Source organism: Spirosoma sp. KCTC 42546 (assembly GCF_006965485.1).
Classification (GTDB): Bacteria; Bacteroidota; Bacteroidia; order Cytophagales; family Spirosomataceae; genus Spirosoma.
In genome coordinates, this window is the sequence record NZ_CP041360.1 from 1150658 (window position 1) to 1166138 (window position 15481).

The 15481-nt window shown below is 50.4% G+C and carries 9 protein-coding genes; 2 read left to right on the top strand and 7 right to left on the bottom strand.

Annotated elements, in window-relative coordinates; genetic code table 11:
* Window positions 1-131: 131 nt before the first annotated feature.
* Together EXU85_RS04715 and EXU85_RS04720 are read right to left on the bottom strand one after the other, a co-directional pair.
* On the bottom strand, window positions 132-2489 hold the full coding sequence (locus tag EXU85_RS04715) for an ABC transporter permease (RefSeq protein WP_142770961.1): 2358 nt from the start codon (window positions 2487-2489) through the stop codon (window positions 132-134).
* A 98-nt stretch (window positions 2490-2587) separates the two neighbouring features.
* Window positions 2588-4990 carry an ABC transporter permease gene (locus tag EXU85_RS04720; RefSeq protein WP_142770962.1) on the bottom strand — a complete coding sequence of 801 codons (2403 nt, stop codon included), beginning with the start codon at window positions 4988-4990 and terminating at the stop codon, window positions 2588-2590.
* 39 nt (window positions 4991-5029) lie between these two features.
* Between EXU85_RS04720 and EXU85_RS04725 the strand changes: the two genes are divergently transcribed.
* A complete protein-coding gene (locus EXU85_RS04725) occupies window positions 5030-5473 on the top strand; it encodes a hypothetical protein (RefSeq protein ID WP_142770963.1) in 444 nt (147 codons plus the stop codon).
* Between the two features lie 22 nt (window positions 5474-5495).
* Here the strand turns inward: EXU85_RS04725 and EXU85_RS04730 are convergent, their stop codons facing one another.
* Window positions 5496-7922, bottom strand: coding sequence for an ABC transporter permease (locus EXU85_RS04730; protein WP_142770964.1), 2427 nt, complete (start codon window positions 7920-7922; stop codon window positions 5496-5498).
* A gap of 352 nt (window positions 7923-8274) precedes the next feature.
* Here EXU85_RS04730 and EXU85_RS04735 point away from each other — a divergent pair, with 352 nt between their 5' ends.
* A complete protein-coding gene (locus EXU85_RS04735) occupies window positions 8275-10227 on the top strand; it encodes an ATP-binding protein (RefSeq protein ID WP_142770965.1) in 1953 nt (650 codons plus the stop codon).
* 222 nt (window positions 10228-10449) lie between these two features.
* Here the strand turns inward: EXU85_RS04735 and EXU85_RS04740 are convergent, their stop codons facing one another.
* The 4 genes from EXU85_RS04740 to EXU85_RS04755 form a co-directional block, all read right to left on the bottom strand.
* Window positions 10450-12132: an AMP-binding protein gene (locus tag EXU85_RS04740; RefSeq protein ID WP_142770966.1), complete on the bottom strand. Its 1683-nt coding sequence runs from the start codon at window positions 12130-12132 to the stop codon at window positions 10450-10452.
* Between the two features lie 29 nt (window positions 12133-12161).
* The gene (locus EXU85_RS04745; protein ID WP_142770967.1) at window positions 12162-13742 is read right to left on the bottom strand and encodes an oleate hydratase; all 1581 of its coding nucleotides are present in this window, start codon (window positions 13740-13742) and stop codon (window positions 12162-12164) included.
* Window positions 13743-13973: 231 nt separating this feature from the next.
* Window positions 13974-14816, bottom strand: a complete 843-nt coding sequence (locus tag EXU85_RS04750; RefSeq protein WP_142770968.1) for a hypothetical protein — start codon at window positions 14814-14816, stop codon at window positions 13974-13976.
* An 11-nt stretch (window positions 14817-14827) separates the two neighbouring features.
* Window positions 14828-15478, bottom strand: coding sequence for a 4'-phosphopantetheinyl transferase superfamily protein (locus tag EXU85_RS04755; RefSeq protein WP_142770969.1), 651 nt, complete (start codon window positions 15476-15478; stop codon window positions 14828-14830).
* Window positions 15479-15481 lie beyond the last annotated feature (3 nt).

A 15481-nucleotide genomic window follows, 5' to 3' on the forward strand; every position in this document is an offset into this window, starting at 1 on the left:
GCGGACAGTGTCAGAACCGGGATTTTTATGATTTTATTGACCGACTATGATTTCAAAATAAGGCTTTCAAAGAAAGCATAATAAAAAGGAATCATAGTCGGTCAATAAAATCATAAAAATCCCGGTTCTGACTACTCACTCCGCAAACTCTTCACCGGATTCATCAGGGCCGCTTTTACGCTTTGAAAACTTACCGTCAGGAGTGCGATTCCCGTGGCCAGCAATCCCGCCAGGGCGAATACCCACCAGGCGATGTCGATCTTGTAGGCGAAGCCCTGCAACCAGGTGCGCATGGCCCACCAGGCGATGGGCGAAGCCAGAACAATAGCGACCACGACCAGTTTTAGGAAATCTTTGGAGAGTAGACCGACGATACTGGCGACCGATGCACCCAGCACTTTACGGATACCGATTTCTTTGGTGCGTTGTTCCGTGGTAAAGGTGGCCAGTCCGAAAAGGCCCAGACAGGCAATGAAAATAATCAGAGCGGAAAACCAACTCAGGAGAATTTTTGCCTTTTCTTCCCGCTGGTACTGCTGGTTGACTAACGTATCGAGAAAGTTGGCTTCGAAGGGGTAGTTGGGAATGAGGCTTTCCCAAATGGATCGGACAGCGCCAACGTCTGCCGTTTTAACCCGAACCAGCACATTGGGCGGGCTATCGGTTTGATAGATCAGCATGATCGGTTCGATTTGATTGTGCAGGGAAGCAAAATGATAATCGGCAACCACACCTATGACGCGCCGGGGAGGGGCATCTCCACCCGACGACTTAATGATACGCCCTACGGCATTGGCCTGTGTCCAGCCCATCCACTTTATAAAGCGTTCATTCACAATCACCTCCCGTTTTTTGTCAGACGGAATCGTAGCGTCAAAGTTTTGTCCGGCTACTAGCCTAATTTTCAATAGAGTAAGAAAGCTGTCATCAATCCGTGCGGATAAAATAAGCCGATCCGCTTTCTGCCCATTTGATTCTTTCAGTATACTGGTTTTGGCATCGTACGTAATGGGGTTTATTCCAAGCGATACTCCATTAACCCGACTATCTTTTGCCAGAGCCGTTTTCAAGACCTGCATTTTCTGTCGAATGGATTCGTCAGCAGGTACATTTACCACCAGAACCTGCTCTTTCGTGAATCCTGGGTCTTTGCTTCGCAGGTAATCGGTTTGCTGGCTGACCACCAGTGTACTAACAATCAGGGTAATGGATAAGGTGAACTGAAAAACGACTAATGTCTTACGGACGTATTGCTTACCTGCCAAACCTGCTGAGCCTTTCAATACTAATGAGCTGCGACTACCAGCGAGGAAAATGGCGGGGTAAAGTCCTGCCAGCAAACCGACCAGCCCAACTATACCTACCCCAGCCGCTACAAACGACCAGCCGGGGAACCCCAGCGGAACAGCCGTCAGTTGCTCGAACATCGGTCGAATTGCTGCCATAACAACGAGCGAAAAACCAGCACTAAGGCTAATCAGGAGCAGGGCTTCACCCAGAAATTGACCGACTAACTGACGTCTCCCCGCGCCAACTACTTTTCGAACCCCCACTTCTTTCTGACGCTTAATGGATTGCGCCACGTACATATTTACGTAATTGATACAGGCTACAAGCAGAATAAACGCAGCTACGATTGCAAAAATGGTCAGATACGTTTTGCTTCCTTTGGGTGTGTCATCAAATAAGCCATCAATAAAATGTAAATCAGTAAGCGCCTGTAACTGGTGTTCAATCCGAAAATCGTATCCCAATGCTTTAATGCGGGGGGCAATCTGCGTCTGGTCGAATTGTGCCAGTTTCTTGCTGAGCTCCCCGGCCTTGGCCTGATCCTGAAGGAGCAGAAAGGTATAACAGGACGTGTCGAATAGATCTTCGGCGGTGGGGCTTACTTCCTTCCAGGTTAACAACGCGCTGAATTTAAGGTCTGTATTGATAGGCGGGTTTTGTAAAACACCAGTAACGAGGTAAGCCTGATTATTTATTCTCAGTAGTTTACCAACCGGTTCGGTGGTGCCGAAGTATTTCTGCGCCAGACGCTGTGTGAGCACAACGCTGTTGGGTTTATCTAACGCGGCCTTACTGCCAGAAAGTAGTCGATACGAGAATACAGTAAAGACGCTTTTGTCGACCTGATAAATATCCGCTTCGTTCACCAGTTTAGTGCCGCTCCGGATTGTAGCCACTGGCAACGCCTTAAATCGAACGGTTTCCGTTAGTTCGGGAATCGTTTGCCTGAGTTGAGGGGCAAGTTGGTGGCTTGACGAAGCCAGCCCATCATCGGAGTCTGCTGTTTTGAAGCGGGTGGTAATTCGGTAAATAGAATTAGCTCGTTCATGAAATCGGTCGTAGCTGAGTTCGTTCCAGACATACAGGGTAATCAGCAGACAGCAGGCCATACTGACCGATAGACCAATGACATTAATCCCACTATACAGTCGGTTGGCTAGTAGCGTACGTAGCGCAATTTTGAAATAATTTTGGAGCATAAGGAGGAGAGGAAAGAAGGAGTAAGGGGGAGGAAGGAGGAAAGGGAGGAGCGGGAAAAGTAGCGTGGCGCTCGGTCTGCCCGGCACCATGCTCCACGCTACTCACTCCGCAAACTCTTCACCGGATTCATCAGGGCCGCTTTCACGCTCTGAAAACTTACCGTCAGGAGTGCAATGCCGGTGGCGAATAGCCCTGCCAGCGCGAATACCCACCAGGCAATGTCGATCTTGTAGGCGAAGCCCTGCAACCAGGTGCGCATGGCCCACCAGGCGATGGGCGAAGCCAGAACAATGGCGACCACGACTAGCTTCAGAAAATCTTTGGAGAGCAGTCCAACGATGCTGGCGACCGACGCACCCAACACTTTGCGGATACCAATTTCTTTGGTGCGTTGCCCAACCGTGAATGCCACAAGCCCATACAGCCCAAGTCCGCAGATGACCATCGCCATTAGCGCGAATACATTGACGAGTTGTGAAATGGTCGTTTCGGTTTCGTAAAACTTCGCGAGTTGATCGTTCAGAAATTCATACTCAAATACATCCGTTGGATATAAGCGTTGCCAGACGCTCCGAATATGGGCCAGCGTCTGCGTTGATGACACGCCTGAAATTCGGATGCCCGCCTGCTGATACATGTTGGGAAACGACGCAATGAAGCAGGGTGCGATGGCTTCGTGCAGTGATTTCAGGTGGAAATCTTTAACGACACCGACAATGGGCAGCGGCACCGACGATAAATAATATTGCATCCGTTTGCCAAGAATATCCTGCGGATTACGAAAGCCGAGCTTATGGAGCAGTGTTTCGTTGATGACATACTCCCGAATCGAATCGCCTTCAACGATGTTACGACCCGCCACCAATTGTAAGTTGTAGGTTTTTAGATAATCCGCATCGGCGAGTCGCTCCCGGGCGGGGAAGTTGGTCCAGTCATTTTTGGGGCCGAATTTGAACGAGCCGCCGTTCATGACTTTAGCCGAGGGTGGTCGATATTGTAAGGTCACCGCCTTGATGTCTGGGTACTGGCTCAGTTCGCTTTTGAAAGCCTGCCATGATTTCTTTTCGGAAAAAGGAAGGTTGACAATCAATACATTATCCTGCTGAAAACCCAGGTCGGTTTGCCGGATAAACTGCATCTGTCGCATCACCACCAGCGCCCCGACCAGTAACGCCTGACAGACGACGAACTGTAGAATCACCAACCCCTGCCGCAGCGAGTATCCGCCGACCGATGTTGCCGTCAGTTTGCCCCGCAGACTCGCCCAGGGACTAAATCCTGACAACACAAAAGCCGGATAGCCACCCGCCAGAACGATAACCGTGACCATCAAAAGCCCGATGAACAGCAGCATCGATACATCGGTCGTGAAGGCAAGCGGGATATGAACCCAGTTGCTGAATAGCGGCAGACTCAGAAACGCCACCAATCCGGCCAGCATCGTAGCCATCACCACAATCATACTGGTTTCGAGCAGAAACTGCCATGCCAGTTGCGCGCGTGAACTACCCAGCGTTTTACGAACCCCCACCTCTTTACTACGCCGGAATGCCTGCGCTGTGGCCAGATTGACAAAATTGATGCAGGCCGTCAGAATCAAAAACAGGCCAATCAATCCCAACGACCAGATCAAGGATAGTCGAATAACACCACCCACTCGATTTACATCGAAATGTACATCGGCCAGCGGCTGTATGTGAAAATGGAACGCATTCGCGACGTCGCCAAAGTGCTTTTTCGACAGCGCCGGGAAGGTGGTTTCCAGTTTTTGGGCAGTAGCCGGCGTGTTGTCTTTCAGGGTGCAGTACAGCCGATAATTGCTGTTCAACTGCCCCCACTCATTCACATTAAACTCGGGGTCGAGTTGCCGAATGGTGGGCATGGAAATGAACAGACCAATGTTGGTATCGGTGGGTTTGGTCGGATCGGCGATAAGGCCCGTTACGGTCGCGTTGACTTTGTGATCCAACTCGATGACTTGGCCTATAGGATTGTTACTGCCGAAATAGCGTTTGGCCCATGACTCGGTCAGTACAACCGTATTGGGCGCACTGAGGGCCGTTTTTGGATCACCACCCAGCCACTGGTAGTCGAAAATCTGGAATAATTCTCCTTCAGCAAGGGCCGTGCCGTCGTGTTCCAGAAAGCGCGTGGGAGCCATCTGGCCGGGTTGGATTACGCTAACCGTCAATGACCGATTTACGCACAGAAAAGCGGCCTGTTCCACCTGCGGATAGTCGGTTCGCAGGGTTTTTGCCATGGGCAGTGGCGCTTCGGGATACTGTTCAACAGACCCATCATCAAGGTGAAGATCCAATACAATCCGGTACATACGATCGAATTTAGTGTGGTAGCGATCGGTGCTAAGATGGTGCCGGATAAATAGAAATAGGAGCAGCCCACCCGCCATGCCGATGGTGAGACCCACTACGTTTAGCGCCGTATACCCGCGTTGCGAACGCAGGTTGCGGAGGGCGATTTTGAGGTATGAGCGGAACATAACTTTTTTTGCTAAATTTGTTTACATACAGCAAGCACTATGTATAATCCAGGCACTATTGAATTTGCTCTTGTTAATGATGACATGAGCGTATATGGCCCCAAAGCGCATCAACGGGTCATTTCCAAACTAAACTCAGGGCTAGGGCCGCTCTTTTATCGCGAGCATGTCATCCAGCTTGAGCCATTGCCTGAAACAATGCTCGATGAAGGCCAGGCCTCGCCGGTTCCCGACTTAATTTTGTATGACAATGAAGCGCGAACAACACCCATCATCATAGAGGTTTGCCATTCTGACGGTCTTCGTAAAGACCTCAAAAAAGTAATTGCCTTGCTTGACGCCGACGATTATGGCATCAAAGAAGGATTTGTGTATGATTATGTCGCTGACCAATGGTATCGATACATCAAAGGGGATGGTGGCCTGACTCAGTCAACTTCTTTTTCGGAAATCCTGCAATTAGATATGAATCAATTCCTGTAGTACCGTACTGAAACGGTCGAAGCTACTCACTTCGCAAACTCTTCACCGGGTTCACCAGGGCCGCCCGGATGGCCTGGGCACTGACCACCGCTCCCGTCAACAGCGCTAGAATACACGCCACCAGCACAAAAGGCGACCAGGCCAAATCAGTTCGGTAGGCGAAATGAGCTAACCAATCGCTCAATAAATAATAAGCAAGCGGCCAGGCAATGACGTTGGCAATCAGCAGAATCAGCACAAATTCTTTCATGAATAAATTGACAATACTGATGGTTGAAGAGCCCAGTACTTTGCGAATGCCGATTTCTTTGGTGCGCCGGGTCACGTTCAACGATACCAGACCTAATACCCCTAACAGCACAATAATCAGCGCCAGCGTAGTGGCCAGTCGGGATGCTTTTTGGAGTTGTTTTTCGGTCTGGTAAAGCTTCTGGAGCGTATCGTCCATGAACGAATACTCGAACGGTGCATCCGGAAACAGTCGCGTCCATTCCTGATTAATTGCGGCTACAGTTTTCTGTAAATGCTCACCACTACCCGCCGAAAGTTTGAAGGAGAAATAGCGATAAATGGGGTTTGCCCGGACATGAAAAAAGATGAGTGGATTGATCGTTTGGTGTAACGATCCAAAGTGAAAATCTTTCAGCACCCCATCTACCCGACACGTAAAACTCCCGCCCTGCAACCGAACCAGTTGACCAATGGCCTTAGTGGGATTGCTCCAGCCCAGAGCCTTGGCTGCCGATTCGTTGATTACAACGCGTGTGGAATCATACCCTCCGCCGTTCGCGTGGAAAAACTGGCCTTCCTGTAATTGGAGCCCGTATGTTTGTGCAAAGTGTTCGTCGGTGGTTAGTATATCAACGGTTGTTGCCTGCGTACTGTCGCGGCCCTGCCGGAATAATTGGCCACTGCCGCTGCTTCGTCCATCGGGCACAACGAACGAAAAACTTACGTCGCTTACACCGGGAATACGTGCCAGTTGATCCCGAATACCTTCCATCCGTTGCACCCCATCTTTCGACCAGTCGCGCGGGACAGAGGCTACCGTCATGATCTGGTCTTTCTGATACCCTAAGTCTTTACTGAAAAAATAAGCGACCTGCCGACTGATCACCATGGCACCCACAAACACCAAAATAGCGACCGTAAACTGAAACACGATTAACGCCCGACGAAGCCCGATTCCTTTCTGTACCGATGCCGTTAACTTTCCCTTCAATGACTCGACAGACGGCATACTCGACAACACAAAGGCTGGATAACCACCCGCCAGTAGGGCAACTACTAATACGCCAACCATTAAGCCCACAAAGGCAACCGGCGACCAGCTAATCAGTGATGGGATTGGCCGCTCCAGCAAGTCGGCAAAGGTTGATCGGAACACTTCGTGGCATCCCAGAGCCAGTAACGTAGCAACAGTTGTTAACAAAAGCGCTTCGGCCAGGAATTGGCCAATCAGTTGTTTCTTCAGCCCACCCAGTGCTTTCCGAACGCCAATTTCCCGTAGCCGTGTTGCCGAGATGCCGATGGTGATATTCACAAAATTGACTACCGCCATTAACAGAATAAAAACCGCAATAATGGTCAGCGTAAGGACCATCTTTTCGACCAGACCCTTGTTGCCTTTCAGATAGAATGTTTCCAGTGGGCTAAGGGATACCTCCAGATTTTCCTTGAAACCCGGTGGGGCATAGGTCGCCAGAACGTTGGCAATCGGTTGGGTCAGTTGGTCGGCAGTGACGCCCGGTTGTAGTTCCAGAAAGTTCGGGATGTATTGGTTCTGCCAGGAGTTTATTCCGGCTTCCGGGGCAAAATAACTGACGTTGCGCATCGGAATAAAGACCTCGTCTTTTATGCCAACCAGATCTGTAACGCTATTCTTCGGCTGGTTCTGTAACACCCCCGTTACGGTAAATACTTGTTTGCCTCCTGCCGGTGTCTGTACGGTTAGCTGTTGCCGGAGCACATCGATTTTGCCGAAAAACTTCTGGGCAACAGCTGCTGTAATCACGATGGAGTTTGGGTCTCGGAGGGCGGTTTTGGGATCGCCGTAGGCCATGGGAAAACCAAACATCGGTAATAGCGTCGAGTCACCCACTTCAATGCTTTGCCGGAAATGCTTCTCGCCGTTTGAAATGATGGCTGTTATACCGTAGAACCGGTAATAGTTGGCAACCAGACCAGGATATAATCGCTTGAGCGTGGGTCCAATGGGCGACAGTGTCGTAATGTCCATACCCATCGTTGCTTCTTTCCAGTGGCTCCGCACCAGATACTGCTGACTGGCATTGCGAAGGGTTTTATTTACCGCCAGTTCGCCCTGAATGTAATTGCCAATCAATAGCAAAAAAGTAATGCCTACTGTCAGGCCAAGTAGTGTTACCAACGCATAGAACCGCCGTCGAAGGAGATTACGAACTGCGATTTTGATATAATTACGGAACATAAAGCGAACGATTTACGGGGTCGATACCTTCACGGCTAGCGAGAGCGTTTGTCGCCGTGAAGGTATTGACTAACACGGTTTGTTCAGCTTTTTCGTTGATTAGTAGGCTGTTAAAAAATGTTAAGCACGTTTTTTGCTGGCGTGGGTAACTGGTCCAACGGGTATTCTCAGCCATTGCCAGGGGAGCGGAGCGGGCAGAGGTCAGTATGGATAGCTGACACCAGTTTTTACTATAAAACGGCTAAACATGAAGATATATAATTAGTCGATCATCATACTTAGCTATATTTGTTTGCTTCACTTCGTGTTATGTAACAACAGATTGTGAGTTGCCAACTCATTCATTTTCATTATGAAATCCGTTTCTACCCCTACCCGCCTGTTACATAATACGGATGAGTTTTCACCAGCCAATGGCGTAGTGCTGTACCATGCGCAACGTGATCCCGATGGCCAGCTCATCGACTTCCGGCTGGTTATGCTGAATGATCCGGCATCGACCATGTGGGGGCGTCCTCAACTTGAACTGGTTGGCCGATCGCTCAGTCAGCTAGTTGCCGACAACGACGCTCAATATCTAATCCGGCAATTCAGCCTTGTTGTCGAGTTCGGGCGATCGGTTCGGTTCCGGATGGATGATTCGTGGAAACAGGCAGGTACGACTCGGCAGTATGACCTGCTGGTGGTTAAACTGGACGATGGTGTTTTAGTGACCTACGACGACCTTACGGCCAGTAAACAGGCTGACTTGCAGGCTCAGCGGGATAAACTCTACCAGAACTCGATCTATCAGCAGGTGATCGACAACACCCAGGCGGGGCTATTGCTGGCCCGGCCCATCCGGGATGAGCACAATCAAATCATCGACTTTCAGTACGTGCTGACGAACGAATACAATGCCCGCATCACGGGGAGGTCGGTGGCCGAGATGACAGGTGCGCTGGTTGGTGATTTATTCGCAGGCTGGCAGGAGTCGGACTTGTTCCGACGCTATGTAGACGCCGTTGAGACGAAACAACTCAGCCGGATTACGTTCTTCTACGAGAGTTACGGTATAAAAGGCTGGTTTGATGGCTCGTTTAGCTGTGTGGACGACTGCCTACTGTATACGTACATTGATGTAACCGCTTACAAAGAAGCTGAACTGGTGCAACAGCAAAATGCTGATTTACTGGAGCAGGTGATGAACATGACGCCCGCAGCCCTGGTGATGAACAAAAGTATCCGGAACGAAGCTGGCGAGATTATCGACCTGCGCATGATGAAACTGAATCAGATGGCTGCTGATATACTTCAAAATCCAATTGAAAAGATTCAGTACCGGCGTATTTCTAAGTACATGCCTGGTTCGCTGGAAACGCCCTTATTTGAGCAGTGTAAGCAGGTTATTGAAACAGGAATTCCCCGACGTGTGGAAGTTCCCTGGGCTGATCGCTGGTATGATTTCTCGGTAGCCCGCTTCGGCGATGGCATTGTATTAGCGGCTCAGGATAGTACGCCCATGCATCAATACCAGCATCAGCTCGAACGGGCTAATATCGAACTGAAACGATCCAATGAAAACCTCCAGTCATTTGCGTTCGTTGCGTCGCATGATTTGCAGGAGCCACTTCGTAAAATAATTTCCTTCTCCGATATTCTGGACACTCAGTATGCCAGCCAATTTGATACAGCCACAGCCGACATTGTTTCCCGAATTAACGCGTCGGCCATTCGGATGCGGCTGCTTATTCAGGACTTATTAGCCTACTCGCAGGTAGAAACCCATCAGGATTCATTTGTGCCTGTTACTATAGCCAGTTTGATTCAGGAGTTGCAGGAGCATGAACTCTGGGAAACGATACACCAGCGTAAGGCCCAGATACAACTCGGTAAACTGCCCGTTATTATGGCCGACCTGTTGCAGATGCGTCAGCTATTCCAGAATATTCTTTCCAATGCCATCAAATTTTGCCCGATCGACACGACACCCGTTATTACCGTAAGCAGCCGGTTGATTGAGCGATCCAATGTGCCATCTGGATTGCTGCTTCCTGCTAAATCGGAAAAAACTAAGCCTGCAAATTCCTGGTTCTCCGAAATTTCTATAACTGATAATGGCATCGGGTTCGATGAGAAATACCTTGATCGTATTTTTCAGGTCTTCCAGCGATTGAATGGTCGAAGTCAGTATGCAGGGTCAGGCATTGGACTTGCTATTAGTCAGAAGATTGTTGAACGCCACGGAGGAGCTATCACTGCCAATAGTCAGCCTGGCAGAGGGAGTACATTTCAGGTTTACCTGCCTGTGCAGAAAGAGGTATAGCACCATAAGCTATTGTGCTCTGTTGCGTGATTGCCGAAACGGCTTACGTATGAGGATAATTAATATGGTCATCAAAATGGACCGGTTCGCTGACAGCTTCCACTCCTTAATTCAGTTTATGATTCTAAAAAGGTTTTATGAGAAAGCCCTGATCATAAATAGATACCCCTGGATGAGCGTAAAATCTTGATACCTTAATTTCTGTTTTTTACTATAGCATTATTAACTGGCTTCCCACGTAATAACCTCGTCCTGCTCATACCAGGCGTTGATCAATGACTGGTAGCGTTTCTCGACCTCCTTGCGCTTGATTTTCAGGGTGGGTGTCATCAGGTTGTTGTCTACCGTCCAGGCGTCCTTAACGAGAATGATCTTCTTCAGGCGCTCATAGGCTGGTAGCTGGCTATTCAAGTTTGTTAGCGTATCGGTCAAGCTTTTGACTACATCGGTCGGGGGCGTCTTCTGGCCAATGTCCGAAAGTACCAGCAAGGCAATAGGCTGAGGCAACTGGGCACCTATTACGCAGATTTGATCGACGAGTTGATTCTCACTAAAGCCGAATTCCAGTTTTGTGGGATTAATGAATTCACCTTTTGGGCTCTTGTACAGGTCGTTGAGTCGGCCCGTAATTCGGAGATAACCGTCGGCGTCAAGTTCCCCGACGTCGCCCGTATGGAGCCAGTTATCGGCCGTCAGCGTTTTGGCGGTTAGCGCTGGATCGCGGTAGTATCCCCGCATATTCCAGGCACCCTGGGTGAGGATTTCGCCGGTAGCCGGATCAATCCGAACGTTCATCCCGTCGTTGACCCGCCCTACGGTTCCATCCTTGATCCGATCGGCTGGCATCATGGAAACGGCCCCCAGATTTTCCGTCATGCCGTAGTTTTCCTGAATACAGATCCCCAATTGCCGAAACCACCGAATCAGTGGAATCGGAGTAGGAGCGGCCCCGGTCAGAATCATGACGGTATCGTTAAGCCCCAATCGCTGACGGATTTTTCGCTTAACCAGGCTGGATACGACGGGTATACGAAGCAACCTGCTCAATCTGGATTGGGGCATACTGGCCAGAACACCCTGCTGAAATTTTGTCCAGATGCGGGGCACGGCCAGAAAATGAGTTGGACGGGCTGCCGCCAGATTTTTGCCAAAGGTGGCGAGCGATTCAACAAAGTAAATAGTACCCCCCGTGATCAGGCCAATGGCTTCGACAATGTTCCGTTCAGCCACATGGCAAAGGGGGAGGTACGAAAAAAAACGGGCATTTGGTAAATCCTGGAATGTTTTGGCTCGGGCTGATTCGGCAATGTGGGCAGCAGCCCGGTAGTCGAGCATAACCCCTTTGGGAGTGCCCGTTGTGCCAGAGGTATAAATAATCGTGAATAGGTCATCCAGCGTCGGTTTCGGACTGTCGACCATGGGCGGATAGGTGTCCAGAATCTCATTCCAGGAACGCAGGGCAAAATCGGGCTGGTTGTCGGGAAAAGCGATGCACAGCACATTAGCGGGTATACCCATCCGCATAGTATCCCAGTTGTCTACTTTTCCCACAAACAACACCGTACACTGGCTGTGTTCCAGTACCGACTGGAGTTGGTCGGCCGTTAAGGTGGGATAAAACGGAACGGAAATATGGCCGCTGATGAGAATCGCAATGTCGGCAATAAGCCAATGGGGACAGTTTTTAGAGACCAGCCCAATGGGACTTTGTGGGGGCAGATCGAGCGAACGCAGATAGCTGGCCATCGAGCGAGCCTGCCTGCCCACCTCCGCCCAGGTGTAGTCGATATAACTATCGCCAACGGGTTGCCGCAGATACACCTGATCGGCTTTCTCGCGCTCCCATTTGTAGAAGTAATCAATGAAAGGCCTGCTGCCGGGTTGCGTTGTGTTGCTGGTAGACATGAACGGGATGGAAAAAGGTGGGTACGTACTTACTGCCGATGAAGCCATCTATCGATCTGGCGAATTCGTTTAAATGGCGGCTCGGGGCGCTTTTGATCCGCTTTCGCATATATAAGTCCGAAATACTGGCAGAGGCTGGCCGCACACATTTTGCCCGACTCATTTGCCTGTTCCATGGTTGGGGTGCGATAGGATGTGTAGATAAACTCGCCCGCCAGAAAAAGATTAGGCAGGTGGGTTTCTACCGAGATAGGCGACTCGTTGGTGGCTTCCGGAATGAACAGCGTGGATTCGGTGAGCCAGCGATAGCCTAGCGCGTTGGGCGGAAAACTGTCCCAGCCCATAAACTCCGCTTTACGCTGTTGATAGTCTGTTTCGGGAATATAGGCCACCGTCTTGTCGAGCCGGGCTTCCACGATAAGGTCAGGATATGCAAACCCAATCTGGTGGAGCAGCTCGGCCTGTACTTCCTCGTCGGTACACTGATGCAGGGGTTTAGGAGTTAGTAGTCCCGGTGTGTTGACATTGGATAACGTGACCGACAGAATGGCCCGAACATCAGGCCGGAAGTCTACATTCGTCCAGAGGGGTTCGGCTTCAATCAGGTACACCAGCTTCCAGGGCGAATCCAGCACGAGCGTAAACGTCTGATTGATCCGTAAATCGGTCGGAATAGCCCGCAAATAGAACTGATAACTAAAACTCCACTCCCGATGGCGTTTCTGAGAAAGTTGCAGGTCAGGCACTAACCGACGGAGGTGCTGATAAGGAATCGCCAACACAAAAGCATCGGCTTTGTTGACCTCTGTTTTGTTGATCATAACCTGCGAAACCTGCCCCGCTTCAACGACAACGTCATCGAGCGAGCTATTCAGGTGAAACTGTACCCCCAGCATCGTTAAATGCGTTACCCAGGGATCGATGAACCGGTCATTCGTTGGCCCATTCATCACATTCATGGTCGATAAAAGTCCGGCTACCTTGTTGGGAAACATGATTTTGTTCATCAGTGATAAAATCACTTCAGCAGCGGCATAGGGCTTCGCGGCTACAATAATGTCGAGGAAAGCCGTCAGAAATTGTTGAAAAGGTTGTGAATATGTGGATAAACCTACATAGTCCGCAAAGCTTTTTCCGGCATAAACGGTGGCCCGGCGTTCCTCACTCTTGAGGGCATAATCCATAGATAAGCGAATGAACTGGATCGCTTCGTTCGCGTTGAGTTGCCAGCTCCGCAGAATACGTAAAAGCACCAGCAGCTTACGGAATTTTGGGGTAGCATAGGTGGTGGGCAGGAGACGATTCCGGGAAGGATCTTGCCGGGAGGTCATGAGCACACCCGGCAAGGCCGTCAGATTATCGAAAACAGTTTTTCCATCGCCAGCAGGAATCGCCTTCAATGTGTGAAATAAATGGTGATAGCCAGCGCCATAGGTCCGAATGGAATGCTCGATGTGCAGCCCATCCTCATTTTTCAGACCAAACGCCTTTCCGCCACAGTGACTCTTTCTTTCGTACACATGTACCTCGAACCCCTGCTGGATGCACTCATGGGCAACCGTCAGACCAGAAATACCTCCCCCAACAATCAACACCTTTTTCCTGGCCATGACTTTGCTTAAATGGATAATGAGTAATGGATAATTAATAATGGGTTCAGTGATGTCAGTTTCTTAAAACTGACAAGCGAGGTTTCTCAAAACCGAGTGTAGTAGCCAGCCTGACACAATAGGTTTTGAGAAACCTATTGTGTCAGTTTTAAGGAACTGACACCACACGCAACTGGCTGTTTCTCCCGTTTTTGGTCGGCAAAGCGAGAATGGAGAACAGGGTGAGATGAATTACGCCTGAACTGGCCGCGTTGCCCTCACCCCCGGCCCCTCTCCTGGTTTGGGAGAGGGGGGCTGGGAGCCGATACTCAACCGCTTGCCCAGCCACCGCCGACTCAGTTTCCAGACTGCTTTCAGTAGTTGACTACGTGACGACCGACCGAGTACGAGCAGGTAATTATCTGTCAGGTACTGCCGACCGTCTTCCTGAACGATCAGCTTTAGATCAAACGCTAACTGGTTGAACGACTCCTGCGATGCCCGATAAAACAACGGCCATTGGTCGGTGATTTCGGTTGGCGTACGTTCTTCATCCGGTGTCAGCACCACTAGCCGATCATCGATCGTATACCGGATACCCCGCTCTTTTCGGACAAACTCCCTGGCAAACCGAATCAGGGTTTGGGTAAGCTCGTTACTGGTTGGTAGGTAGAGTTTGTGCTGTAACCCCATAATTTGCATCAACTTAGGGTTGGGCGTTCGGAGCATGAACGCATACGAACGAAGGGGCCAAAAGGGGCCAAAGGTGTGCCGCATGTAGCTAACCGATAGTTGATGGGCAATACCGCGCCCAACTGCTGTGGTGTCCTGAAAAGCCAGTCCCCCGTATAATACGGGCATTGCCCGGCGTCGAAATGGGGTCTTGCACCGGTACAACGAATACGATTGCAAGCCCACCAACCGCCCGTTTTGATGAGCCAGTACCATCTTGGGATTGTGCGTCAGATGTGCCGATTCCAGATAGCCGGGCTCAAAGAAAAATCCGGTTCGGGCCACCAGCGAATAGCAATCGGCGATCTCATCGGCTGTAAGATCAGTAGCGGGTTTAAGCGTGATAACCGTAGAGGAAGACATGTTTTTTGGCGTTAATGGCTGGAGGAGCCGTTGACTGAGTTGGCGCGGGTGGTCGATGTGGCGTCCAGGCAAACCGCTACGCAACAACCTCGGTAGTCGGTTTGGTAGAAGGGGAAGGGGCCGTGTGGCGCGCTGAGTTTCCAGTGTTGATTTTCCAGGTGAAACGAAATCTCGTCCAGTTTCCAGCGCATATCCGTGGCTTTCAAAAACGCTTCTTTGGTCGTGAAGAGCCGGAAAAAGGCAGCCGAACGCTGGGCCTGAGGGAGTAGGTCTAATTGCCGAAACTCATCGGTCGACAGAAAAGGCTGGACCTGATGAAGCTCGATGGGCCGGGGAGCCTCAATATCGACGCCAATCGGGAACCGGGATAAGCCAACCAGATAATGCCCGTCTGAATGAGACAGGTTGAAATAGGGGAATCGCGTCTCGGCCAGCGCGGGTAAGTACGGTTTTCCGGTATCGGTTACGGAGAGCGAAATGGCGGTGGGGGCGAGTCCTAAACAGTCCGCCAGCATCTGTTTCAGAAACGTTCGGCCCGTCAGAAATTCCAGTTGTTTCTGCGGGCGGAGTAGCCGCTGGTAGCGGGCCAGTTCAGTTGTATCGAGCAGGCTTAAATCGGGTATGATTTCATACTGCTCTTTCATGACGATCTGATAATCCATCTG